General features: G+C 66.9%; 22 protein-coding genes and 1 tRNA gene. 18 read left to right on the top strand and 5 right to left on the bottom strand.

The genetic code is table 11. The features are described from left to right. Window positions 1–175 precede the first annotated feature (175 nt). Both C1H84_RS09345 and C1H84_RS09340 read left to right on the top strand, forming a co-directional pair. A tRNA-Leu gene (locus C1H84_RS09345) sits at window positions 176–259 on the top strand. Window positions 260–1257: 998 nt separating this feature from the next. Next, window positions 1258–1794 carry a YdeI/OmpD-associated family protein gene (locus C1H84_RS09340; protein WP_113607269.1) on the top strand — a complete coding sequence of 179 codons (537 nt, stop codon included), beginning with the start codon at window positions 1258–1260 and terminating at the stop codon, window positions 1792–1794. On the opposite strand, the gene C1H84_RS18255 is transcribed toward C1H84_RS09340, so the two are convergent. Beyond that, window positions 1791–1955, bottom strand: coding sequence for a hypothetical protein (locus C1H84_RS18255; RefSeq protein ID WP_181728094.1), 165 nt, complete (start codon window positions 1953–1955; stop codon window positions 1791–1793). The genes C1H84_RS09340 and C1H84_RS18255 overlap by 4 nt on opposite strands. Window positions 1956–1957: 2 nt before the next feature. Continuing rightward, window positions 1958–3007 carry a LacI family DNA-binding transcriptional regulator gene (locus C1H84_RS09335; protein WP_113607268.1) on the bottom strand — a complete coding sequence of 350 codons (1050 nt, stop codon included), beginning with the start codon at window positions 3005–3007 and terminating at the stop codon, window positions 1958–1960. Window positions 3008–3146: 139 nt separating this feature from the next. On the opposite strand from C1H84_RS09335, the gene uriH reads away from it, so the two are divergent. The 9 genes from uriH to C1H84_RS09290 all read left to right on the top strand — a co-directional run bounded on the left by uriH (window position 3147) and on the right by C1H84_RS09290 (window position 10177). Beyond that, window positions 3147–4130 carry a uridine-preferring nucleoside hydrolase UriH gene (gene uriH, locus C1H84_RS09330; RefSeq protein WP_047120595.1) on the top strand — a complete coding sequence of 328 codons (984 nt, stop codon included), beginning with the start codon at window positions 3147–3149 and terminating at the stop codon, window positions 4128–4130. Between the two features lie 135 nt (window positions 4131–4265). Continuing rightward, window positions 4266–4964, top strand: a complete 699-nt coding sequence (locus tag C1H84_RS09325) for a dienelactone hydrolase family protein (protein ID WP_113607267.1) — start codon at window positions 4266–4268, stop codon at window positions 4962–4964. Window positions 4965–5020: 56 nt separating this feature from the next. Further along, the gene (locus C1H84_RS09320; RefSeq protein WP_053797112.1) at window positions 5021–5452 is read left to right on the top strand and encodes a universal stress protein; all 432 of its coding nucleotides are present in this window, start codon (window positions 5021–5023) and stop codon (window positions 5450–5452) included. A 66-nt stretch (window positions 5453–5518) separates the two neighbouring features. Next, complete coding sequence (locus C1H84_RS09315; protein ID WP_146956001.1) at window positions 5519–6241, top strand: LysR family transcriptional regulator substrate-binding protein; 723 nt, start codon at window positions 5519–5521, stop codon at window positions 6239–6241. Window positions 6242–6294: 53 nt separating this feature from the next. Next, entirely contained in the window at window positions 6295–7083 is a 789-nt protein-coding gene (locus C1H84_RS09310) for an enoyl-CoA hydratase/isomerase family protein (protein WP_113607265.1), read from the top strand. 2 nt (window positions 7084–7085) lie between these two features. Beyond that, on the top strand, window positions 7086–7751 hold the full coding sequence (locus C1H84_RS09305; RefSeq protein ID WP_113607264.1) for an alpha/beta hydrolase: 666 nt from the start codon (window positions 7086–7088) through the stop codon (window positions 7749–7751). Between the two features lie 9 nt (window positions 7752–7760). Further along, window positions 7761–8660, top strand: a complete 900-nt coding sequence (locus C1H84_RS09300; RefSeq protein WP_113607263.1) for a carbohydrate kinase family protein — start codon at window positions 7761–7763, stop codon at window positions 8658–8660. Then, the gene (locus C1H84_RS09295) at window positions 8661–9455 is read left to right on the top strand and encodes a Cof-type HAD-IIB family hydrolase (protein WP_053797116.1); all 795 of its coding nucleotides are present in this window, start codon (window positions 8661–8663) and stop codon (window positions 9453–9455) included. After that, a complete protein-coding gene (locus C1H84_RS09290) occupies window positions 9452–10177 on the top strand; it encodes a glycerophosphodiester phosphodiesterase family protein (protein ID WP_113607262.1) in 726 nt (241 codons plus the stop codon). Before C1H84_RS09295 ends, C1H84_RS09290 begins: the two co-directional genes overlap by 4 nt. Here the strand turns inward: C1H84_RS09290 and C1H84_RS09285 are convergent. After that, the gene (locus C1H84_RS09285; RefSeq protein ID WP_113607261.1) at window positions 10174–11133 is read right to left on the bottom strand and encodes a hypothetical protein; all 960 of its coding nucleotides are present in this window, start codon (window positions 11131–11133) and stop codon (window positions 10174–10176) included. The genes C1H84_RS09290 and C1H84_RS09285 overlap by 4 nt on opposite strands. Window positions 11134–11247: 114 nt before the next feature. On the opposite strand from C1H84_RS09285, the gene C1H84_RS09280 reads away from it, so the two are divergent. Next, window positions 11248–14436, top strand: a complete 3189-nt coding sequence (locus C1H84_RS09280) for an HAD-IA family hydrolase (protein WP_052772563.1) — start codon at window positions 11248–11250, stop codon at window positions 14434–14436. Window positions 14437–14443: 7 nt separating this feature from the next. On the opposite strand, the gene chcB1 is transcribed toward C1H84_RS09280, so the two are convergent. After that, window positions 14444–15220, bottom strand: coding sequence for a trans-4-hydroxycyclohexanecarboxylate dehydrogenase (gene chcB1, locus C1H84_RS09275; RefSeq protein ID WP_047120602.1), 777 nt, complete (start codon window positions 15218–15220; stop codon window positions 14444–14446). 94 nt (window positions 15221–15314) lie between these two features. On the opposite strand from chcB1, the gene C1H84_RS09270 reads away from it, so the two are divergent. From C1H84_RS09270 to chcB2, 6 genes are all read left to right on the top strand, one after another. Continuing rightward, window positions 15315–16112, top strand: a complete 798-nt coding sequence (locus C1H84_RS09270; RefSeq protein WP_047120603.1) for an IclR family transcriptional regulator — start codon at window positions 15315–15317, stop codon at window positions 16110–16112. Between the two features lie 121 nt (window positions 16113–16233). After that, window positions 16234–17904: a 4-oxocyclohexanecarboxylate 2-dehydrogenase gene (chcC1, locus tag C1H84_RS09265; protein ID WP_113607260.1), complete on the top strand. Its 1671-nt coding sequence runs from the start codon at window positions 16234–16236 to the stop codon at window positions 17902–17904. Then, window positions 17901–18218, top strand: a complete 318-nt coding sequence (locus C1H84_RS09260; protein WP_047120605.1) for a Dabb family protein — start codon at window positions 17901–17903, stop codon at window positions 18216–18218. Before chcC1 ends, C1H84_RS09260 begins: the two co-directional genes overlap by 4 nt. A 9-nt stretch (window positions 18219–18227) precedes the next feature. Next, window positions 18228–19592 carry an MFS transporter gene (locus tag C1H84_RS09255; protein ID WP_047120606.1) on the top strand — a complete coding sequence of 455 codons (1365 nt, stop codon included), beginning with the start codon at window positions 18228–18230 and terminating at the stop codon, window positions 19590–19592. 9 nt (window positions 19593–19601) lie between these two features. Continuing rightward, window positions 19602–21320 carry a 4-oxocyclohex-2-ene-1-carboxylate 5-dehydrogenase gene (gene chcC2, locus C1H84_RS09250; protein ID WP_113607259.1) on the top strand — a complete coding sequence of 573 codons (1719 nt, stop codon included), beginning with the start codon at window positions 19602–19604 and terminating at the stop codon, window positions 21318–21320. After that, complete coding sequence (chcB2, locus tag C1H84_RS09245) at window positions 21317–22051, top strand: cis-4-hydroxycyclohexanecarboxylate dehydrogenase (RefSeq protein ID WP_047120608.1); 735 nt, start codon at window positions 21317–21319, stop codon at window positions 22049–22051. The genes chcC2 and chcB2 overlap by 4 nt, the downstream gene beginning before the upstream one ends. Before the next feature lie 71 nt (window positions 22052–22122). Here chcB2 and C1H84_RS09240 read toward each other — a convergent pair whose 3' ends face one another. Then, on the bottom strand, window positions 22123–23529 hold the full coding sequence (locus tag C1H84_RS09240) for a sugar porter family MFS transporter (protein ID WP_047120609.1): 1407 nt from the start codon (window positions 23527–23529) through the stop codon (window positions 22123–22125). Window positions 23530–23600 lie beyond the last annotated feature (71 nt).

Below are 23600 nucleotides of genomic sequence, written 5' to 3'. Positions count from 1 at the left end.
GCAATTGCCGGAAATTTGCTGGCGAACACGTGGTGCAATAGGCCAACGGAGAGGGCCTTAAAAAAGTTGCAAATGTGTTGCTGACCACAAAGTACCGTTTCGATTAGGTGATCGGTAAAAGTGTGTGTAAGCTAATTCTTGTTGCCGCGAGAGTGGGCAGCGAAAAAGTAAATATGCGCGAGTGGCGGAATTGGTAGACGCGCTGGCTTCAGGTGCCAGTGATCGCAAGGTCGTGGGGGTTCAAGTCCCCCCTCGCGCACAAAATGGATAACCTCCGGTTTGAGATCTGAATCTCGAACCGGAGGTTATTTCTTTGCCTTGGAACACCTGTTTCGCGGCCCAAGGCCGTCTGCAAAAACACCTTCTTGCGTCGTGCAGATCTCACCCGGCGCGGACTACTCCGACGGGCGCCGCGTGTCGGCTATCAAGAAGCCGCCTTCCGGGCGTGCCGCCAGCGGCCCCGCGCATTGACGGCGCAGGCGCGGACCGCGATGGCCACGGCGATGCCGGTGACGTATCCCGCGACCGGGCCGAAGCCGCCCTGCGGATGAGGGTCTAGGAAAGAGTACGGATATCACCGCGGAGTTGTCGCCGGGGTCGTCACGAACGGAGAGCCGATCCAGGTGTATCCGAGCCAGGCCAGGGGGGAAGGTGAGCGCCAAGGCCACGGATTTCCAGGGCAGCGCGCGGGGCCTGGGGTCGAAAAGCGCATCGAGAAGCGTGACGACCGGAACTAAAAGGTGCATGACCTCGTTTGACCAGGGGCACGGTGATGCCCTGATCCAGCATGATGCCCCTGAGCAGCAGGTTGTAGGCCACGCCGGTGACGTGCATATAGGTCGTTGCGCAGGCAAGCAGGCCGGCCGTGCGGTGCCACGCGGCCTCGAGCCCTGACTGGTCAACGGCCATGCGGCAAGCAGCAGCACCACGGCGCAGAAGATATTGGACAGGATCGTGCAGTAGTTGAAGAAATTGGCCATTGTGGTGACCGGATCCCGGTCGAGCGCTACGGTCCTTTCGATGGTGGCCCGGGTCTGGCCGCGAAGGCCGCGGGAAGCAGTAGGCCCATTACGCCGCGCACGGCAGCCCAGGCAAGCCACGAAGCGTTGGTTGATCCGGTCGAGCCCCTGGGGCCGCGCGCGTGATCCCCACGGGAAAAGAATCCTGGTAACGCGGAGTGTTCCAATACCGGGGCGTTCCCGACGGTGGTCCGGTGGCATAAAATCAGTCTCGGGAATTCACCGAAGGGATGGGCTGATGGCCGCCAAGGGCGAAGCATTTGAACTGACCGGAATCGTGCGGCTAATCGCCGACCGGCGAATCGTCGCATTCGACCAGGAATCCAGCGATCGGCTGCCCAGTCGCGGCCAGGTTGCGGTGGAACTGTCGGGTGCCTGCGACACGGTCACAGTCGTGCTCGACCCGGACGGGCGCAGAGGGCACTGGCTGTCCATCGACGGCAGCGGGCCGGTGGATATCGACGCTGAACCAGGCTCGAAGCTGGCCTTCACCGCCCAGCTCTGCGGCAGCTGGCCGGAAACCGAGGTGCCGGGGGATCTTTCCGCGGCGCTGAAGGACACCCCGGAGTTGGACGGGACCTGGGCAGGGCTGACCCCGATGGCGCGCTGGGAGTGGGTGCGCTGGGTCGGCGCGACCAAGAATCCGCAGACCAGGCAGCGTCGCGTGGAGGTCAGCATCTCCAAGCTGCTGGACGGCAAGCGCCGCCCCTGCTGCTTCGACCTGTCCTCCTGCACCGACCCGGAGGTCGCCAAGGGCGGAAAGCTGATCGTCTAGGACCAGCCGGGCAGTGCGGCCTTCAGCAGATAGTAGCTGTCGATCTCCGGCTCGGGATCGAAGATCAGGCCCAGCACGCCGCTGCTCATGACCACCATGCCCAGCACCACCAGCAGGGCCACGACCGCGGTGGCGACGGTGAAGAACCGTGAATTGCGCACTCCTACAGCCCGCCGTCGGCGGTAGTGGAGCCGCGGACCACAAGGGAGCTTGGCAGCATCGACTGCAGCGACTGCGGCGCCTGGCCGTCGATCAGTTCGCGCAGCTTGAGTGCGGCCTGCCGGCCGACCTCGGTGGCGTGGAGCTGGACGCTGGTGATCGAAGGGCTCGAGGTGGCCGAGTACGGCAAGTCGTCGAATCCGGTGACTGCCAGGCGGTGGGGGATTCGGATGCCCAGGTGGCGCGCCGCGTGCAGCACGCCAAAGGCCTGGGTGTCCGTGGCGCAGGCCAAGGCGGTCACCCCGCAGGATTCCCACATCGGCCAATTGCGGCTGAACTCATCGGATGCCGCGCCGACGTCGATCATCGAGCTTGCCACATTGCCTGGCAGGACCTCGATGCCGTAGTGCGTGGCGGCGTCGAGGAAGGCTTCGCGGCGAACCATCAGGGTGTCGGTGCCGGTGCTGCCGTCCAGATAGGCGGCCTTGGTGTGCCCCAAGCTGGCGAAATGGGCCACAACTGCCTCGGCGCCCTGGGCCACATCCATGTTCACCGCGGGAATCGAAGGGTCGATGCCCGGCGCATCCAAGGCCACCAGCGGAAGCGGACCGGCCAGGTCTTCCAGGAACACCTTGGTCGGCGCATGGACCAGCAGCCCGGCCGGGCGCAGCCCCAGCAGGCGGCGGGTCTCGGTGGCGCTGGGGGAGATGCCCGCATCGGTCACTGAGAGCAGCAGCTGGTAGTCGTTGCCCAGGACCGAGCGAACGCCGGCGATCACCTTGGCGAAAAACGGGTTCGAAATATCGGGCGCCACCAGGATGACCAGCGAGCTGACTCCCTTGGCCAGCGAGCTGCCGATGCCGTCCACGAAGTAGCCGAGTTCGCGGATCGCCTCCCGGACGCGTTCCTCGTTGTGCTTCGAGACGCGGCCGGCGGACTTGCCGTTGGCCACCAACGACACGGTGGCGGTTGAGACCCCGGCGTGCTCGGCGACCATCGCGGCGGTCACGCGGCGCGGAGGCTGCTTGCCCGCAGATTTTTCCCCAATGTTCATGGATCCATACTAGTGCGCATTCCCGCGTTTGAAAGGCAATAGTTAAGCGTTTGACGATCGTGGTGGTTGCCGGGAGAATCAAGGAAGAACCGTAATCCATGCCGGCGGCCGCCGCCCGGCGCCCGAAGGACAGCACACCATGACTCATGAGGCACCTGCCGCTCGCAAGATCATCCTCGACTGCGATCCAGGCCATGACGATGCTGTCGCGATGCTCCTGGCCCACGGCAGCCCGAAGATCGATCTGCTGGCGGTCACCACCGTGGCGGGCAACCAGACCCTGGACAAGGTGACCGCCAATGCGCTCGCCGTCGGGACCATCGCCGGGATCACCGGCGTCCCGTTCGCCTCGGGTTGCGCCCGCCCGCTGGTGCGCGACATCGAAACCGCAGGCGACGTGCACGGGGATTCGGGCATGGACGGCCCCGCCCAGCCTGTGCCGAACATCGAGCTCGATCCGCGCCATGCCGTGGACCTGATCATCGACACGATCATGGCCCACGAACCGGGCGAGGTCACCCTGGTGCCCACCGGAGCCCTGACCAACATCGCCCTGGCAGTGCGCAAGGAACCGCGGATCGTCCAGCGGGTGCGCGAAGTGGTGCTCATGGGCGGCGGCTACCACGTCGGCAACTGGAGCGCCGTGGCGGAATTCAACATCAAGATCGACCCGGAAGCCGCGCACATCGTCTTCAACGAACCGTGGCCGGTGGTCATGGTTGGACTGGACCTGACCCACCAGGCGCTGGCCACCGCCGAGGTCGTCGAACGCATCGAGCAGATCGGCACCGGCCCGGCCCGCTTCGTGCGCGAACTGATGGATTTCTTCGCCCAGGCCTATCGCGACAACCAGGGATTCGACGCGCCCCCGGTGCATGACCCGTGCGCCGTGGCCTATGTGATCGACCCCGACGTCGTGCGCACGGTCAAGGCCCCGGTCAGCGTGGAGCTGCGCGGCGAACTCACTCTGGGCATGACCGTTGCGGATTTCCGGGCCCCTGCGGCAGAGGATTGCCATACCTCGGTGGCGGTAGACCTGGACCACGCAGGATTCTGGAATCTGGTCATCGACGCGCTCGAGCGCATCGGTGATGTCGAGCTCCCGCAGCCCGCGTCCCGCTGAGCTCCGCGCCGCCACGTAGAAGTAGCCGTCACCACACCGCTGATTCACTGATATGTGACTAGGGTCAATGCAATTTCTGCCATCCGTTTTATAGACTGAAATCAACGCGGTATTCATTGAAACGAAGGTTGTGAGATGGCAGTACAAACCCCGCACCAGAACGTGGCATTTGAATCCTCCGGGACCGAAGCGCACGGATACCTCGCGCTGCCTGAATCAGGCAAGGGGCCCGGGGTTATCGTGATCCAGGAGTGGTGGGGATTGACCGACCACATCCGCGACGTCGCAGACCGCCTGGCCGCCCAGGGCTTCGTGGCGCTGGCCCCGGACCTCTTCGGCGGCAGCATCACCCATGACGGCGAAGAGGCAGGGCGCATGATGTCCGAGCTTCCCGAGGAAAAGGGCGCCGAACTGCTGGCCGGTGCAGTTGACTACCTGCTGGCGAGCGACAATGTCACCAGCGAGAAGCTCGGGGCCATCGGCTTCTGCATGGGCGGCGGGTTCGTCCTGCAGCTGGCGGCGCAGCAGGGCGAGAAGATCGCGGCGGCCGTGCCATTCTACGGCGTCGGCCAGGGCGTGCCCAACGACTTCAGCGGCGTGAGCGCCGCGGTCCAAGGCCACTACGCGAACTTCGACGACATCTACCCGGTCGACCAGGCGCGCGAGCAGGAACAGCAGATCCGCCGCGAATCCGGTACCGAAGTCACCTATTTCTACTACGACGGAAAGCACGCCTTCCACAACGACGAGAATCCGGCTGGGAACTACGATCCTGCGCTGGCCGACACCGCCTGGAAGCGCGCCGTGGAATTCCTGCAGGAAAAAGTCGTTTAAAACCCATAAAGTGGTATCCATCACAGCAAGCAGCATCATTACATAGAGGAGAAAATATGTCTGAGACCATCATTGTCGGCGTCGACGGTTCCGAAACCGCCCAGCGCGCCGCACGCCGCGCCGCCAGCCTCGCAGTCAAGCTGGACGCCGAACTGGTTGTCGTCACCGCGCACGCATCGGACAACACCGAAGTCGTCTCCATCGGTTCCGACACCTGGATCCTGGACGACGCCGAGCAGGCCCGCAAGCTGGCCCAGCGCGTCGCCAACGACGTCAAGAGCGCAGTTCCGGGCGTGAACATCACCGCGGCAGCAGGCCACGGCAAGCCGGGCGACGTCCTGATCTCCGAGGCCGAGGGCCGCAACGCATCGCTGATCGTCGTCGGCAACGTGGGCATGAAGGGCCTGGGCCGCGTGCTCGGCTCCGTCGCCTCTTCGGTAGCCCACTCGGCTCCATGCGACGTGCTGGTCGTCAAGACCGACAAGTAAGCAGCAGACTTCACCCGCTGGCGGTTAACCCAAACGACGAAGATCAAAGACAAGTAGGCTTTAACCGTGCAAAAACTTCGAGTTTCCTACGTCGCAGGCGTCACCCCGGGCAAATGGATGGACCGCTTCGCCGAACGCTACCCGGATGTCCAGCTGGTGGCCGCGCGCCACGACGAGGGCGATATCCTCCAGCTGCTGGCCGACGGCACGGCCGACGCGGTGTTCGTGCGCTACCGCGGTGACTCGCCCAAGGACGCAACCCGCCACGTCATCCCGCTGTACGAGGAACTGGAAGTGGTCTGCGCGGCCAAGGACCACGACGTGGAGTACTACGAGGAATCCATCCCGGCCTCGGTCGTTCGGAGCTTCGCGCAGCTGGACCTGGCCGACTACCCCGAGGAAGTCACCGGCATTCCCGTTGCGATGGAGGTCGTCGCCTCCGGAGCTCAGGTGGCCTGCGTGCCGCAGAGCATCGCCCGGCTCTTCCACCGCAAGGACGTCATCTACCGCCTCATCGAGGACGGCAACCCGACCCAGATAGGCATCGCCTGGCCCGCCGCCATGGAAGATACCGCCCTGGTGGATGAATTCATCGGCATCGTGCGCGGGCGCAGCGCCAACTCCTCGCGCCAGGCCTCGGTGCGCCAGGACCAGCAGCAGGCGAAGAAGGTCAACGACCAGGCGAAGGCCAAGGCCAAGGCCAAGGCGCAGGAAGCGGCCAAGAAGGCAAAACAGCAGGCCAAGAGCAAAGCGCGGGCCTCAGGCTCCAAGCCGCGCAAACGCCGCTAGACACCCGCGCAATCTCCTAGGACGTGATCCGCAACTCATGAGAGAGTTTGGGTATGAAGCAATTCGATACCCTCACCCTGTCCGTCCAGGACCATGCCCTGATCCTCACCATCGACCAGCCCAAGAGCCTGAACGCGCTGGCCCGCGAGGTGGTCAACGACCTCGAGGCGTTCCTCGACTGGTTTGAAACCACCGGCTACGAATACCGCGGCCTGGTCATCACCGGCGCGGGGGAGAAATCCTTCGTCGCCGGGGCGAACATCGTGCAGATGAACTCCATGGACGAAGCGACCTTCCTGGCCTATGCCCGCCAGATGCACGTGGTCACCGAACGCTTCGAATCCCTGCAGGTCCCGGTCATCGCCGCGGTCAACGGCTTCGCCCTGGGCGGTGGCTGCGAACTCGCGCTGGCCTGCGACTTCATCTACGCTTCCGAGCGCGCCAGCTTCGGCCAGCCGGAGGTCAACCTGGGCCTGGTCCCGGGCTTCGGCGGCTCGGTGCGCCTGCCGCAGCGCGTGGGACGCGCCATGGCCCGCGAACTGATCTTCACCGGACGGCGCATCAAGGCCGACGAGGCGCTGCGCATCGGCCTGGCCAACCGCGTGACCGCGCCGGACGAGCTGCTCCCCGCGGCCATCGCGACCATCGCGGAGATCGCCGCCGTGTCGCCGACCGCCGTCACCATCGCCAAGCGCGCCATGGTGCAGATGGACGGGCTGGACACCCACGACGCCCTGGCCAGGGAAGCCGACGCCTTCATGAGCGCCTTCCACACCGAGGACTCGGTGGAAGGCCGGGCCGCCTTCGTGGAAAAGCGCGCGGCGAACTTCCCGGGCAAATAGGCATGCACTACGGCGCCCACCCCGACCAGTGGCTCCAGTACTACGAACCGGAGGCAGTCACCGCCCGCGGGGCCGTGATGATCATCCACGGCGGGTACTGGCGCGAAAAATACACCGCCAGCCTGGGTGCGCCGCTGGCCGCGGACCTGGCCGCGCGCGGCATCCCGGCCTACAACCTGGAATACCGCCGCGGCCCGGGCAGCGCCGCGCAGATGCTGGCCGACGCCAAGCTGGCCGTGGGGCTGATCAAGGAGGAAGGCCCCATCACGGTCATCGGGCATTCGGCCGGCAGCCAGCTGGGCTGCGTGCTCGCCGCCCATGACGAACGCATCACTCAGGTGATCAGCCAGGCCGGGCTGCTGGACCTGGGCCTGGCCCAAGCCCTGGCGCTCAGCGACGGGGCAGTGGACGAGCTGCTCGGCCCGCTGCCGCGCGCCGCCTACGACCCGGTGGAATTATGGCCGGTGCGCGCCCGTGTCATAATCTTTCATGGACGGGATGACGCGGACGTGCCGGTGAAGATCGCGCGGCGCGCCGCCCAGCGGGCCGCGGCCCTGGGGCAGGAACACGCCTTCACAATCTTCGAGGGCGACCACTACACCTGGATCGACCCGAGCAGCAGCCAGTGGGACGCCTGCGTGCGGGCGTTGTCCCCCGCGCACTATTAAAGGAGCAACATGAACCCGACCGTCATCGGCGAAGCGCTCGTCGATGTCTTGGCCTCAGGCATCGCCCCGGCCCAGGAATTCGTGGGCGGATCTCCGCTGAACGTGGCGGTTTCGCTGGCCCGGCTGGGCTACCCGGGCACCCTGATCTCCCGCTGGGGGGACGACGAGAACGGCCGCAAGATCGAGTCCTACCTGGCCGGCAACGACGTGCGCTACATCGGCGGCAAGGACAGCGAACCGACAGTGCTGGCCCACGGCATCCTGGACCCGGCCGGCGGGGCCAGCTTCACCTTCAACGCCTACTGGCAGATGCCGAAAATCGGCCCCGAGCTGCCGCAGGACACCGAGCTGGTGCACACCGGCTCCATCGCCACGCTGTTCAGCCCCGAGGAGCTGCTGCCGCTGCTCGCCGCGGCCCGCGCCCATGCGACCATCAGCTACGACCCGAACCTGCGCCCCTCGCTGGTCTCCAGCCACGCGCAGACCGTCGCCCAGGTGGAGCAGTTCGTCGGCCAGGCCGACGTGGTCCGCGTCTCCGGCATCGACCTGAAATGGCTCTACCCGATGCGCTCGGTGCAGGATTCGGCCCGCGCCTGGCTGGCGCTGGGACCGGCGCTGATCGTGGCGACCTCCGGCTCGCGCGGCTCCTGGGGCGTGGTGCGCGCCGGCGACACCGCCCATGAATCCTCGGCCGTGGAGGTCGCGGACACCGTGGGCGCCGGCGACACGTTCACCGCGGCGCTGCTGTGCTGGCTGGCCGAGCACGGCACGCTCGGCGCGGCAAACCGCGCCAAGCTGGCGGACCTGCAGGTCGGCCAGCTGGCCCAGGCGCTGGACTTCGCCTCGCGCGCCGCTTCGGTGACGGTGCAGCGCGCAGGCGCCAACCCGCCGCGCCGCGAGGAGCTGTAGATGATCAAGCTGATTGCCTCGGACCTGGACGGAACCATCGTCAACCACGACGGAACGATCAGCGGCCGCACCCGGCAGGCGTTCCTCGCCGCCAGGGACGCTGGCATCCAGATCGTGTTCGTCACCGGGCGCCCGTTCCGCTGGCTGACCCCGGTGATCGAGTCCTTCGGGGAGATGGGAACCGTCATCTGCTCCAACGGGGCGCTGCTCTACGACCTGGAGCACGACCAGGTCATCTGGTCGCGCACGCTGCCGGTGGAAACCGCCAGGCAGGCCGCGCGCATCATCCTCGACCACGAGCCCCACGCGGCGTTCGCGGCGGAAACCACCAAGGGGCTGCACCTGGGCGAGGGCTTCGCCGACCGCCACCACAACTTCGGCGTGCAGGCTCCGCTGGACCTGTCCAGCGACGAGATCGAGGCCGAGGGCATCGTGAAGTTCCTGGCCCGCTCCCCGCGCATGGCGATGGACGACTTCTACGCCGCGGTCGCCCCGCAGCTGGGCAGCCTGCTCTCGGTGACCCACTCCGCCTTCGACGTCTCGCTGCTGGAGATGGCGCACGTGGACATCCACAAGGCCACCACGCTGGACGAATACTGCCGCCGGCTGGGCATCGGCGCCCACGAGGTGATGGCCTTCGGGGACATGCCCAACGACATCGAGATGCTGCAGTTCGCCGGCCACGGCTACGCCATGGCCTCCGGGCACCCGCTCACCCTGGCCTCGGCCCGCCACGTGGCCCCGCCGCTGGAAGAGGACGGCGTCGCCCAGGTCATCGAGGGCCTGCTGCCATGACCCGCGCCTTCACCCACCGCGGGGTGCGCACCGGGCTGGAGGAGAACACCCTGATTGCCTTCCAGCGGGCGGTGGAGCTGGGAATCGACCACCTGGAATCCGACGTGCATGCTTCCGCGGACGGCACCGTCTACCTGTTCCACGATCAGACCCTGGACCGGGTCACCGACGCCGCCGGGCGCTTCAACGACCACTCGGATGCGCAGCTGGCTCAGGTGCGCGCCGGGGGCCAGCCGCTGTGCACCCTCGAGACGCTGCTGGACGCCTTCCCGCACGCCCTGCTGAACCTGGACGTCAAGGACGATCACGTCATCGGCCCGCTGGCACAGCTCATCGAGCGGCGCCGGGCGCACGGCTCCATTGCGCTGGCGTCCTTCGACACCCGGCGCAGCGCCGCGGTCGCCGCGTTGCTCTCCAAGCCGGTGAGGCGCTCGCCGGGGCGGCGCCAGATGGTGCTGATCTGGCTGTGCGCGCACCTGTTCGGGCGTGTTCCGCGCCGGCTGGTCAGGGATTTCTGGGCCGTGCAGGTCCCGCTGAAACAGGGCGCCATCCCGATGGCCACATCCCGCTTCGTGCGCGCGGTGCAGCGCGCCGGGGCGCAGGTGCACGTGTGGGTCGTCAACGACGAGCCGACCATGCGGCTGCTGGCCGCCCGCGGCGTCGACGCCATCATGAGCGACGACGCGGCGCTGCTGGTGAAGGTGCTCGGCGCGCAGGCCTAGGCCAGCGCGAGCGTATCCAGCACCAGCGCGGCATTCTCCTTGAGCTGCTCGTCCCCGGCGTCCAGCAGCAGGCGCAGCCAGGTTTCATGCTGCGACAGCGGAGCTACCAGGCAGGCCGGGGCCACCAGGTCGTAGAGGTCGTCCGCGCTGCCGTAGGCGGAGAACTCGTTCAGGTAGGCCGCCAGCGCGCGCATGACCCGCTCGTCCTCCAGGCTGCAGTTCCACGCCTCGCTCATTGCCGCCAGCGGGGCTGCCAGCGAGGAGAACGGGTGCGCCCAATGGGCCGCGCCCAGGTTCAGGATGCGTCCGTGCTCGCCCGGCTCGGCCGGGACCACGACCTGCGCCAAATCGAAGCCGCCGTGCTCCAGGCTCAACGGCACCGGACCGGCATGCAGGGCCTGGGCCGCGCGGGAGAGCGCGTCGACGTTGGCGACCAGCGCATCGGCGCGGGCGGGATCCAGGTACAGCGGGTGGGCGGGGTCCAGCGAGACGTGCAGCATCAGCGCCTGCTCGAACTGCTCGGGCAGGAACTGCGGATCCACCACGGTCACCCCGGCGTTGAAGAAATCCTCCTCGTGGCCCATGAGCGCCACCTGGAAGGAGCCGAGCGAGGCCAACGCCAGCTCCCAGTTCTCCACCGAATTGCCCAGCTCGATCAGGGTGTGCCCGAAGTCGGGGCTGAGCATGTACCCGGCCATGCGGTCGATCGCCAGCGGCATGACCACGCGGTCCGGCAGCAGTTCACCGGCCTTCACGGTCGCCGCCGCCTCGGCGGCCAGCCCCGGCGCGTTGGCGCTGAAGATCAGGTCGGCCGCGTCGGTCTGCACCAGCGCCGAGATCTGGTGCAGGCTGGCAGGCCAGAAGTCCGGGCCGCCAACCCGCGAAATGTTGTAGGCGCTGCACGCCTGGTCGATCCATTCGGCGGCAGCTTCACGCCAGTCTTCGCTATTCCACACATCTATCCACTGAGCCACGTTCTTAATCGTAGTATGCCGGGTCAAGTGCGCAATGAGTTGCTACCGTAGGAATCACGGCCAGCAATTCGCCCCCTCTGTCGAAGGATTTCGATCGTGAACGATTTTCGCCCCAGCTACCGGCACCGTGACTACAAGGCCGTCCTGTTCGACCTGGACGGCGTCCTGACGCCGACCGCGCTGCTGCACCGCTCGGCCTGGCACGAGCTCTTCTCCGGCTACCTCGCGGCCGAGCACCCCGAGCTGGACCCCTATACCGAGTCCGACTACTTCCGCCTGCTGGACGGGCGCCCCCGCTACGACGGGGTCGCGGCGCTGCTCGGTTCGCGCGGCATCGAGCTGCCCTGGGGAACCCCGGACGACGCGCCGGGCTACGGCAGTGTCTGCGCCCTGGGCAACATGAAGAACAGCGTGTTCACCGCCGTGCTGGAGCGCGACGGCATCGAACCCTATGCCGGGTCGCTGGCCTACCTGCGGCAGGTGCTGGCCGCGGGCCTGGACGTCGCGGTGGTTTCCTCCTCGCGCAACGCCAAGGCAGTGCTGGCAGGATCCGGCCTGGGCGAACTGATCCCCACGGTCATGGGAGGCACCGAGGCCGCCTCCCGCCAGCTGGCCGGGAAACCCGAGCCCGACACCTTCCTGGCCACCGCCCGCGACTTGGGCTGGCGCCCGGAGGAATGCGTGGTCATCGAGGACGCCTCCAGCGGGGTCAGTGCGGCCCGGCGCGGCGGCTTCATGGTGGTCGGCGTGGCCCGCGAGGACAACGAGGCCGACCTGATGGCCTCCGGCGCGCACTTCGTGGTCGGCGACTTGTCCGAGCTGGTCTCCGAGCAGGCGGCCGACGCCTGGGAATACGACCCGTGGTCCATCACCCGCGACGCCGGGCGCGACGAGAACGGGGCCCAGGACACCGTCTTCTCGCTGGGCAACGGCTTCCTGGGCTGCCGCTCCGCGCAGATCGGGCTGGGCGAGCAGGTCGGCGGGACCTTCATCAACGGGCTGCACGAGACCTGGCAGATCCGCCACGCGGAGGGCGCCTTCGGTCTGGCCGAGACCGGACAGACCATGATCAGCGCCCCGGACTTCCGCACCCTGCGCGTATTCATCAACGACGAGGCGCTGGAAATCGGGCGCACCGAAATGCTGCGCGACGACCTGCGGCTGGACTTCCGGGACGGCACGCTGGTGGCCACCAGCCTCTGGCGCACCGCCGAGGGGCACCGCGTCGCGGTCACCGCGCGCACCATGATCTCCTTCTCCGACCGGCACCTGGCCCTGCAGGACCTGCATGTGCGCTTGCTGGACGCCCCGGCCAACGTGATCGTGCAGTCTTCCTTGATCGGCTACCGCTCCCAGCGTGCGGTGGCCTCGCCAGGCGAGCTGGACGCCTCGGGGCCGGCCTTCGACCCGCGCCGCGCGGACGAGGCCAGCGTGAACCCGCTGAGCTCGGCAGGGCACCGCCGCGACGGGGCCCGCATGGGCATTTCCTATGACGTGGCCGGATCCGGCATGTCGGTAGCCGCCATGGTCGAGCACCAGGTCACCACCACCGGGGGCGGGGCACCACTGGTGGACCTCACCCGCACGGTGAACGAGGAACGCGCCGAAGAGGTGGCCACCGCCCGGCTGGATGCCGGACAGGGGGTGCGCGTGGCGAAGTTCGCGGTCTTCCACTGCTCGCGGCGCCACCCCGCCGAAGAGATGCTGCAGCGCGCCAACCGCGCGCTGAACCACCTGGTGCCGCGCGGCATTGATGCGCACTTCCGGGCCCAGCGCGATTTCATGGCAGCCTACTGGGAGCGCAGCGATGTCGTGGTGGACAGCAAGGACAAGTCCCTGCAGCGCAAAATCCGCTGGAACCTGTTCCAGCTGGCCCAGGCTTCGGCCCGCGCGGACGGCATGGGAATCAGCGCCAAGGGGGTCAGCGGCAACGGCTACTCGGGGCACTACTTCTGGGACACCGAGATCTACGTCCTGCCGTTCCTGACGTACACCAACCAGCAATGGGCCCGGAACACGCTGCGCGCGCGTGTGGCGATGATCCCGGCGGCCAAACGCCGTGCGCGGATCATGAACGAGGACGGGTTGCTTTTCCCGTGGCGCACCATCAACGGCGAGGAAGCCAGCGCCTACTACCCGGCCGGCACCGCGCAATACCACATCAATGCGGACGTGGTGTATTCGATGAACCGGTACCTGACGGCGATGGAGGACGACGAATTCCTGATCGGCGGTGGCGCGGAGATCCTGGTGGGCACCGCACGCATGTGGTCTTCGTTGGGCTTCTGGCGTGGCAGCGGGGAGAACGAACGCTTCCACATCCATGGGGTGACCGGCCCGGATGAATATACCGCCGTGGTCAACGACAACCTCTATACCAATGTCATGGCGCGCTTCAACCTGCGTCGCAGCGCCCAGTTGCTCGGAGAGTTCGCGCAGCGCCATCCCAAGGCTTTCAAAGATTTGTCCAAGCGTCTGAATCTGCACCCAGAGGAGCTCTCCACTTGGGAACATGCAGCTTCATGCATACATATTCCGTATTCGGAAAGGGTGGGGATCCACCCGCAGGACGAGCATTTCTTGAACCGCGAGGTATGGGATCTGGAGAACACCGGCGCCGACAAGCGTCCGCTGCTGCTGCACTACCATCCCTTGGTGATCTACCGCTTCCAGGTCATCAAGCAGGCCGATACAGTGCTCGCCCTGTGGCTGCGCTCCAGCGATTTCACCGCGGAGCAGAAGCTCGCCGATTTCAACTACTACGACCCGCTCACCACGGGCGACTCGACCCTCTCTGCCACGGTGCAGTCGATCCTCGCCGCCGAGGTGGGATACCGCGATTTGGCGTGGGAATACTTCGAGCATGCGCTGAACGTGGACTTGGAGAACCTGCACGGCAATACGGCCGACGGGGTCCATGTCGCCTCCACCGGCGGGGTTTGGGCCGCACTGGTGTACGGCTTCGCCGGACTGCGGGACGACGACGACAGGCTCTGCTTCGATCCCCGGCTGCCGCAGGAGTGGAATTCCATGAGCTTCAGCCTGGCTTGGCACGGCACTCGCATCTACATCACGCTGCGCCAGCGGTCCATCGACTTCACGCTGCGCGGGCCGCATTCGCGTCCGGTCTGGGTGCGCGGCGAGCAGCTGGATCTGCCGGTGGACGAAACCGTCACGGTGCCGCTAGACGACCAGGGACCGTTGCGCGAGGGGCGTCCAACCTTGGACCACGTACTCTCGCTGCAGGCCGAGGCCGGAGCCGAGGTGCCGATCAAACCCTGGTAGCCGGGACTCAGGAATCCTGGCGCAGGTTGTTGCCCGCGGTCTCGCCGCCATCGATGGCGATCGAGGAACCGGAGACGAACCGGGACTCGTCGCTGGCCAGGTACAGCACCAGGGAGCTGATCTCCTCGACCTGCGCCGCACGCCCGGCCGGCACCTGGCCGAAACCGCGTTGGAGCCCGGCGGTCAGCGGCGTCTGCACGCTGCCCGGGTGGATCGAGTTCACGCGGATGCCGTCCGGGCCGAAGTCCAGCGCCGAGGTCTTGGTCAGCCCCTGTACCGCCCATTTGGAGGCCGAGTACGCCGCCCGGTTCTTGAATCCGGTCAGGCCGGCGATCGACGAGATGTTGATGATGGACGAGGTGTCCTGCTTGCGCAGTTCGGGTACCGCCGAGCGCATGCCGTAGAAGGTGCCGTTCAGGTCGATGTCAAGGGTGCGGTGCCAGTCGTCGAGGCTGGCGCTTTCCACCGAGCCGGGGGTGTAGATGCCCGCGTTGTTCACCAGCACGTCGAGGCGTCCGAAAGTTTCCACCGCGGTGCGCACCGCCAGTTCCCAGTCCTCCAAGCTGGTGACGTTCAACGGCGCGAAGACCGCCGCCTGGCGCCCGGTCTCCTTGTTGATCGACGCGGCAAGCTCGCGCCCGGCCTGCTCCTGCAGGTCGCCGATCACGACGCTCGCGCCATGGCTTGCCAGCACCCGGGCGTGCGATGCACCCATGCCTTGGGCGGCTCCCGAAATGAGGACTACTTTGCCGGCTGCGCGGCCGGCGGAAATCTGTGCATTCATGCGACTCAGGCTATGAGCCGGTGCGGCCAGCAGAACCCGATGTTCCGTTCAACGGTATATTCTTGAGGATCGCAGGCAGAGAGGCAGGTGCGTCATGGCGAACTCGCCATCTGGAGAATCGGTAATCCACCGCGTGGTGCGGATCCTGTCCGCCTTCGGCGAGGATTCCCCCGCCCTGGGCCTCCGGGAGCTCGCCCGCTCGGTCGACCTGCCGGTATCCACGGTCTACCGGCTGGTCAGCGAGCTGGAGCTGGAAGGGCTGCTGGTGCGCGATACCGCGGGCCGGCTGCGCCACGGGCACCGGCTGTGGGAGCTGGCCTCCCGCGGATCCCGGGCGTCCTCTTTGCGCGAAGCTGCCCTGCCGCCCATGGAAGACCTGATCAACCACGGGTTCAGCCACGTCTCGTTGGGCGTCCTGGAGGGCAACGACGTGCTCTACATCGAGCGCCTGGCGGCGGACGACGCCACCGTGAACATCACCAAGATCGCGGGGCGGTTGCCGGTGCACGGCTGCTCGGCCGGACTGGTGTTCATGGCCTATGCGCAGGAGGTGGTCCAGGAGATGTTCCTGTCCCGGCGGCTGGAAAAGCTGACCGAAGACACCGTCACCGAGCCGGAGAAGCTGCGTGCCATCCTGGCCGAGATCCGCGGCCGTGGCTACGTGAGCATGCGCGGCATCATCGTCCCTGAATCCAGCGGCATCTCGGTGCCGATCTTCACGGAGAAGAACCATGCGGTGGCCACCTTGTCGGCCATCGTGCCGCGCGGCGAGGAGTCGCTGAACCTGATTGTTCCGCACCTGAAAATCGCCTCCAGCGCCATCACCCGCCGGCTGGGCTATGAGCCCTCCGGGCGCGAGATCCAGCGCCGCAGTACGCCTGCTGCGTTCTAGGTGTTTCATTCAACGGAGCGCGGTGCTCCGTTGAATGAAACACCCCGCCCAGCCCGTGGTGTGACCCATGTCATGATCTTCTGCATCCCAGCAATGCACCTGATCGAAGGGGATCATTTCCATGCGCATCCTGAACCCGCAATCCCGGCAGCCGCTGCCCGGCTACGACGTCGTCGTCGTAGGCTCCGGAGCCGGCGCGCTGACCACCGCAGCCACCGCCGCGAAGGCCGGCCGCTCGGTCATCGTCCTGGAAAAGAGCGAGCTGCTCGGCGGCACCTCGGCGGTTTCCGGGGGCATGCTCTGGGTGGTCGACAACCACCATGCCCGCGAAGCGGGGATCGAGGATTCCAAGCAGGCCGGACGCGAGTACGTGCAGGCCGTAGCCCGCGGCCGCGGGCGCGCCGAATTGCTGGATGCGGCGCTGGACTACGGAGATGCGATGTTGCGATTCGCCGAAACAGAACTCGGCGTGAAATTCATCTTCCTGGACAACTTCCCCGACTACCGCCAGGACCTGCCCGGCGCGGTGTCCGGCGGACGCACCGTCGAACCGGAGCTGTTCAACTTCCGCGAAGCGCTCGGCAAGCTGGCCGCGCATGTGCGCACCGACGGCCGCCACCCCTACACCATGCAGGAATACGAGGACTGGGGCGCCTTCACCAAGTTCCCTTGGGAGGAACTGACCGCCCGGCAGGATGCCGGCGTCGCCGCCAAGGGCCACGCGCTGGTTTCCATGTTGCTCAAGGCCTGCCTGGACAACGGGGTCACCCTGGCCGTCGAGGCCTCCGTGGCCGGACTTGAAACCAGCGAAGGCCGCGTATCCGGCGTGCGCCTGCAGGACGGCACCCGCATCGAGGCCGCCCACGGCGTGATGCTGGGAACCGGCGGCTTCGAATGGGACAAGCCGTTGGCCGACTCGCTGCTGGCCTCCCGCCTGTACACCATGTGCTCCCCGCCCACGAACACCGGCGACGGGCTGAAGATGGCCCAGCGCATCGGCGCCATGACCCGCGGCACCCGCGAAGCCTGGTGGGCCCCGATGTCGGTCACCGGAATGCTGCGCGACGGCGAGCCGGTGGGATCCCTGCTGCGCTTCGAGCGCCAGGGCCCGGGATCCATCATGGTCAACCGCCACGGACAGCGCTTCGCCAACGAGGCGCAGAACTACAACGACCTGGCCCGCGTGCTGCAGTCCTGGGACTCGCCGAACAACCAGACGCTGAACACCCCTGCCCACGTCGTCTTCGACGAGTCGTACCTGCAGCGCTACGGCATCTTGGACCACCGCGCTGGCAAGCCGACCCCTGACTACCTGGTCCAGGCCGACACCCTGGAAGAGCTGGCAGTCAAGATCGGCGTCCCCGCCGGGAACCTGGCGGCCACCGTCGAGCGTTTCAACCAGCACGCGGTGCGCGGCGAGGACCCGGACTTCGGCCGCGGTTCCTCGGCCTACGACCGCTACTGGGGCGATGCCGGGAACCAGTGGCCCAACCCCTCGCTCGGCCCGTTGCAGTACGGACCGTACTACGCGATGGAGGTACTCAACGGCGCCTTCGGCACCTGCGGCGGCATCGGCACCGACGGCCGCGGCCAGGTGCTGGATGTTGACGGGATCCCGATTGAAGGACTGTACGCCGCCGGCAATACCGCCGAAAGCGCCTACTCCGCCGGATACCCTGGCGCCGGAGCGACCCTCGGGCCGCTGATGACCCTCGCCTACCTGGCTGGACGGGCCATCGCCGGCCAGCCGTCCGAGTACTCGGCGCAGAACCTGAGCGCGGTGGCCCTATGATCCGCCACATCGTGATGTTCCGCTTCTCCGAGGGATTCACCCCGCAGATCCGCGAACGCTGGATCGCCGGCCTGGAAGCCATGAAGGGCAACATCCCCGGCATGCTGGATCTGGTCCACGGGCCGGATGTCATGAAGACCGACCGCTCCTGGGACCACGTGATCGTCGCGGACTTCCGCAGTGCCGGCGACATCGCCGTCTACAACACCCACCCGCTGCACGAAGCGATCAAGCCGCTGTCCCTGCCGAATGTGCTGGACCTGGCTTACGTCGATTTCGAGCTGGATTCCTCGCTTCTCCCCTCGCACAGCTAAGGACGCACCATGAGCACCTCACCCGACGTGGCGCCGCAGTCGCCCACCGAGCACGGCGGATCCGTGCCACGGCGCACCCCGGTCAAGGCCGCGCTGGCCTCTTTCCTGGGATCGACCCTGGAGTACTACGACTTCTTCATCTACGGCACCGCCGCCGCCCTGGTTTTCCCGCAGCTGTTTTTTCCGGCGGGCAATCCGGCCATCGCCACCATCGCGGCCTTCGCCACCTTCGGCGTCGCCTACGTCGCCCGTCCGCTGGGCGGACTGGTCATGGGGCACTTCGGCGACAAGCTGGGACGCAAGAACGTCCTGCTCTTCACGCTGATGCTGATGGGCCTGGCTTCGCTGGGCATCGGCCTGCTGCCGACCTATGAGCAGATCGGGGTGTGGGCCACCGTGCTGCTGGTGATCGCCCGCCTGGCCCAGGGCTTCTCCGCCGGTGCCGAATCGGCCGGCGCCTCCTCCTTGACCCTTGAGCATTCTCCGGAGGGCCGCCGCGGTTTCTTCACCTCGTTCGTGATGACCGGGTACGCCTCCGGCATGGTGCTCTCTACGCTGGTGTTCATCCCGGTTACTGCGCTGCCCCAGGAGCAGCTGATGAGCTGGGGCTGGCGCATCCCGTTCCTGCTTTCGGTGCTCGTGTTGGCGCTGGCCTTCTGGGTCCGGACCCGGCTGGATGAAACCCCTGCCTTCGAGGAGCAGGTCGCCGAGGACCAGCCGCGCAAGCTCCCCTCACGCGAGGTGCTGCGCTATCAGCGTTCCGACGTGCTGCGTGTGCTGCTGATGTCGATCTTCTCGGTCATGCAAACCATCTTCACCGTTTTCGGCCTGTCCTACGCGGTGCAGCACGGCGGGATCGAGCGCACTTCCATCCTGGCCGTCAACGCGGTGGCCATCGGACTGTCCATGGTGGCGATGCCGCTGTGCGGCCGGCTCTCGGACCGGATCGGGCGCCGCCCGCTGATGCTGACCGCAATGATTGGCAGCACCGTGAGCCTCTACCTGTACTTCCTGGCGCTGGGCACCGGGAACATCTGGCTGGTCTTCGCCGCGAGCTTCTTGTTCATGACGGTGTTCTACTCCGGATTCAACGGGATCTGGCCGTCGTTCTTCGCCGAGCTGTTCGCCACCCCGGTGCGCTACACCGGCATGGCCATGGGCAACCAGCTGGGCCTGCTGGTGGCGGGCTTCGGCCCGATGATCGGCGGACTGCTGCTCACCGAAGGCGAATTCGGCTGGGTTCCGGTCGCGGTCTTCGGCAGCGTCTGTGCCCTGCTGGCCGCCATTGCAGCCTTTTCCGCCCGCGAAACCGCCCACACGAACATTGCCGAGCTCGGCGAGCCCTACCTGCGGGCCGTCGCCTCCAAACGATAGGACCAGCACATGACTACCACCTACAACTGCGACTTGCTGATTGTCGGATCCGGAGTGGCCGGCCTGGCCGCCGCCATCCGCGCCGCCCACGACGGGCTGAACGTGATCGTCGCGGAGAAGTCCCCGCACTTCGGCGGCACCACCGCCCTCTCTGCCGGCTGGTCCTGGGTTCCGGGCAACCGCAAGGGAGCCGCCGCCACCGGCGACACCCGCGCCGAAGCGGAGGAATACCTCAGGGCGCTGGCCCCGGACAGCTACAACGCCAAGGGTGTCGCAGGATTTCTGGATACCGTGCCGGAGGCCATCGACTTCTTCGAGAACGACACCGACGTGGTCTTCTCCTACCCGGAGAAGGCGCCGGACTACCAGATGGACCTGCCCGGGGCGAAGCTGGGGGGCCGGGCGATCCTGCCCTCCGACGCCGATGTGCGCATGCTGGGCGACCGGCGCAAGGAAATCCAGCCCTACCTCAGCTCCTACACGGTCTTCGGCTACATGCCGCAGGTCGGGCCGGACCTGACCCAGTTCCTGCACGCCAACCAGTCCCCTAAGTCCTTCACCTACGTGGCCGCCAAGCTGCTGAAGACCTGGAAGGACATCGCATTGCACGGCCAGCCGATCAAGCGCACCAACGGCTCGGCGCTGATGGTGCGCATGGTCCGCTCCGCGCTGGATGCCGGGGTGCGGGTCTGGACCGGCACCCCGGTGCAGCAGCTGCGCACCGCTGCGGACGGTTCCGTGACCGGCGCGGTGCTCGGCGGCAAGCACGCCGGTCTGGTCAACGCCAAGCTGGGTGTGGTCCTGGCCGGCGGAGGGTTCTCGGCCGACGACGAGCTGCGCCAGAAGTACTTCGCCCATGACACCCTCGGCGGCCAGCACTTCACCCCTACCCAGGGGCATGACGGCTCCTCGGCCCGCATGGCCATGGCCGCCGGCGGCCGGATCAACGACAACGTCTCCTCGGTGGCCTCCTGGGCTCCGGTCACGGTCTTCAAGTACCTTCGCGGCGGCGCGCAGCGGCTTTTCCCGCACCTGCGGCAGATCGGCCTGCCGGGCATGATCACCGTTGACCGCGACGGCAAGCGCTTCGGCAACGAGGCACTGAGCTACCACGACTTCGGCCGGCAGATGCTGGACCACCACGCCAACGAGCAGGACGTCTACGCCTGGATCATCGGCGACAAGCGGCTTATGGACAAGTACGGCATCGGCTACGCCAAGCCGTGGCCGGTGCCGCGCGGCTTCTTCCATCGGATCGGCTACCTGCACAAGGGACGCAGCATCGCGGACCTCGCGGCGAAGATCGGTGTGGACCCCCAGGGCCTGGAGCAGACCATCGAGCGCTTCAACCGCGATGCGCTCGCCGGGAAGGATACCGAATTCGGCCGCGGCTCCACCGCCTACAACCACTTCCGCGGGGACATGGAGCACAAGCCCAACCCGAACCTCGCCCCTCTGGCCAAGGGCCCGTTCTATGCCGCGAAGGTGCAGATGGGGGACATCGGCACCTTTGCCGGCATTGACGTGGACGACCGGTCGCGGGTCATCCGCGAGGACGGAAGCCGCATTGACGGCCTGTACTCGGTGGGCGCCGCCGCGGTGTCGGTGTTCGGGGGAGGCTACCCGGGCTACGGCTCGCACATCGGCCCCGCGCTGGTGTTCGGCTACCGGCTGGGGCGTGACATCCTCGAGCTGGTCGGTGAAACCCGCGAGGTGCGCCAGCGGTGAGCCCCGATGCCGCAGTGGTCACCGGGGCGGCAACCGGCATCGGGGCCGCCACCGCGCGGCTGCTCGCCTCGCGCGGGTATCGGGTGGTCATCGGGGATGTCGATGCCCGGGCTGAGGATGTCGCTGCCGGGATCCGGGCCGAAGGACACCACGCGTTGGCGGTCTGCTGCGATGTCTCCGACGAAGATTCAGTGGCCGGGCTCTTCGCCTCGGCACGGGACATCGGCCCGTTGCATGTACTGGTCGCCAACGCCGGCATCGCCGAAACCAAGGGGCCGCTGCATGAGCTGGACAGTTCCTCCTGGAACCGGGTGCTGGACATCAACCTCGGTGGTACCGCGCTGAGCATGAAGCATGCGCTGCGCCATATGGTTCCGCAGGGATCCGGCTCCATCGTGGCCATCTCATCGATCCTCGGGCTGGTCGGCCAGGCGAATTCCGCCGCTTACTCGGCGGCGAAGGCCGGGGTGGTGAATTTGGTGCGCTCCACGGCATTGACCTACGCCGCGCAAGGGGTCCGGGTCAATGCCGTAGCCCCGGGCTACGTGGACACCGAACTTCTGCGGAGGCTGCCGCCGGAAGTGCGTTCCCGGATGACCAGCCGGCAGCCGCTGGGCAGGCTCGGCACCCCTCAGGAAGTCGCGAACGTCATCGGGTTTCTCGCTTCGCCTGAGGCGAGCTTGGTCACCGGCGCGGTCTGGGCCGTGGATGGCGGCTACACGGCGCAGTAGGTTTTAACGACCCAAGGAGGCGGGAACTGTGCTGGGTTCCCGCCTCCTTGCCTGCGCCGTGATGCCGGCCGCTACAGCGTCATGTCCTCCAGTGTGCGCCCCTTGGTCTCGCGGATCAGGAAGGCTACGAACACCAGGGACAGCAGCGCGAAGAACGCGTAGATGCCGTAGGCCAGGGCCAGGCCCGCCTCGGCCAGCGCCGGGAAGGTCGTGGACACGACGAAGTTGGCGATCCACTGCGCGGAGGCCGCCACGCCCAGGGCCATGGCGCGGATGGAGTTCGGGAAGATCTCGCCCAGCAGCACCCATACCGCCGGGCCCCAGGTGGCGCCGAAGCCGATCACGAACAGGTTCGCCGCGACCAGAGCGACCATGCCCCAGGAGCCGGGCAGCGAGACCGCGCCGTCCACGGTGACCGCCTGCGCGAAGGCCAGGCTCATCGCGCCCAAGGAGAGCGTCATGATGCCGGAGCCGATCATCAGTAGCAGCTTGCGGCCCAGCACGTCGATCAGCAGCACCGCCACGATCGTTGCCAGCACGTTGATCACCGAGGTGATCAGAGAAATGGTGAAGGAATCGGATTCGGCGAAGCCCACCGACTTCCATAGCGTGGTCGAGTAGTAGAAGATGACGTTGATGCCAACGAACTGCTGGAAGACCGAGAGCAGGATGCCCACCCAGACCAGCGGGTGGAAGCCGAAGCGGCCCAGCAGGTCCTTGAACTGCTGGCGTCGCTCCACATGCACGGTGGCGCGGATTTCCTCGATTTTGTCCTCGGTCGGCTTGCCGGGTTCCAGGCCCATATCGCCAGTGAGCACCGAGGCGGCCTCGACATAGCGCCCGCGCTCCACCAGATAGCGCGGGGATTCGGGCAGGCGCAGCGCCATCAGGCCGTAGAGCACAGCGGGAACGGCCAGCGACAGGTACATCCAGCGCCAGGCGGCCAGGCCGAACAGCCCCACCGCGTCCGCCGAGCCCATCACGAACACCAGCAGCGCGCTGACCAGGAAGGCCACGAAGATGCCCAGCACGATGGCCATCTGCTGCATGGAGCCCAGCCGGCCGCGGTGCGCCGCCGGGGAGATCTCGGCGATGTAGGCCGGGGCGATCACCGAGGCGAAGCCCACGCCGATGCCGCCGACGATGCGCCAGATGACCAGGTCCACGGCGCTGAAGCAGAGCCCGCAGCCGATCGCGGAGACAAGCAGCAGGATCGAGGCGATGAGCATGGTGCGCACGCGGCCTACGCGTTCGGAGACTACGCCGGCCACCCAGGCGCCCAGTGCCGCGCCGAGCAGCGCGCAGGACACGGTGAAGCCGACGGCTACCGCGTTCAGCGAGAATTCATGTTCCACGGCGTCGACCGTGCCGTTGACGATCGACGAGTCGTAGCCGAACACGAAACCGCCCAGCGCCGCCCCGAGGGCGACGAAGATCAGGCGTGCAGAGATCTTTCCATCAGATGTGGTCGCAGTCATAGTTGCTCATCGTAGCGGAATTACGGGTCCGCGTCACTTTTTGGAAAGTACCCTTACTATAAGCTCAGCTC

This window comes from Glutamicibacter soli (assembly GCF_003309065.1).
Classification (GTDB): Bacteria; Actinomycetota; Actinomycetes; order Actinomycetales; family Micrococcaceae; genus Glutamicibacter; species Glutamicibacter soli.
Note: the sequence above shows the minus strand (reverse complement) of the source record. Positions and strands in the feature narration are given on the sequence as shown.

Coding starts and splice junctions, on each gene's coding strand:
- C1H84_RS09340 (WP_113607269.1), top strand. CDS start 1,258: ATGGCCGCCAAGGGCGAAGCATTTGAACTGACCGGAATCGTGCGGCTA.
- C1H84_RS09335 (WP_113607268.1), bottom strand. CDS start 3,007: ATGAACATTGGGGAAAAATCTGCGGGCAAGCAGCCTCCGCGCCGCGTG.
- uriH (WP_047120595.1), top strand. CDS start 3,147: ATGACTCATGAGGCACCTGCCGCTCGCAAGATCATCCTCGACTGCGAT.
- C1H84_RS09325 (WP_113607267.1), top strand. CDS start 4,266: ATGGCAGTACAAACCCCGCACCAGAACGTGGCATTTGAATCCTCCGGG.
- C1H84_RS09320 (WP_053797112.1), top strand. CDS start 5,021: ATGTCTGAGACCATCATTGTCGGCGTCGACGGTTCCGAAACCGCCCAG.
- C1H84_RS09310 (WP_113607265.1), top strand. CDS start 6,295: ATGAAGCAATTCGATACCCTCACCCTGTCCGTCCAGGACCATGCCCTG.
- C1H84_RS09305 (WP_113607264.1), top strand. CDS start 7,086: ATGCACTACGGCGCCCACCCCGACCAGTGGCTCCAGTACTACGAACCG.
- C1H84_RS09300 (WP_113607263.1), top strand. CDS start 7,761: ATGAACCCGACCGTCATCGGCGAAGCGCTCGTCGATGTCTTGGCCTCA.
- C1H84_RS09295 (WP_053797116.1), top strand. CDS start 8,661: ATGATCAAGCTGATTGCCTCGGACCTGGACGGAACCATCGTCAACCAC.
- C1H84_RS09290 (WP_113607262.1), top strand. CDS start 9,452: ATGACCCGCGCCTTCACCCACCGCGGGGTGCGCACCGGGCTGGAGGAG.
- chcB1 (WP_047120602.1), bottom strand. CDS start 15,220: ATGAATGCACAGATTTCCGCCGGCCGCGCAGCCGGCAAAGTAGTCCTC.
- C1H84_RS09270 (WP_047120603.1), top strand. CDS start 15,315: ATGGCGAACTCGCCATCTGGAGAATCGGTAATCCACCGCGTGGTGCGG.
- chcC1 (WP_113607260.1), top strand. CDS start 16,234: ATGCGCATCCTGAACCCGCAATCCCGGCAGCCGCTGCCCGGCTACGAC.
- C1H84_RS09260 (WP_047120605.1), top strand. CDS start 17,901: ATGATCCGCCACATCGTGATGTTCCGCTTCTCCGAGGGATTCACCCCG.
- C1H84_RS09255 (WP_047120606.1), top strand. CDS start 18,228: ATGAGCACCTCACCCGACGTGGCGCCGCAGTCGCCCACCGAGCACGGC.
- chcC2 (WP_113607259.1), top strand. CDS start 19,602: ATGACTACCACCTACAACTGCGACTTGCTGATTGTCGGATCCGGAGTG.
- C1H84_RS09240 (WP_047120609.1), bottom strand. CDS start 23,529: ATGACTGCGACCACATCTGATGGAAAGATCTCTGCACGCCTGATCTTC.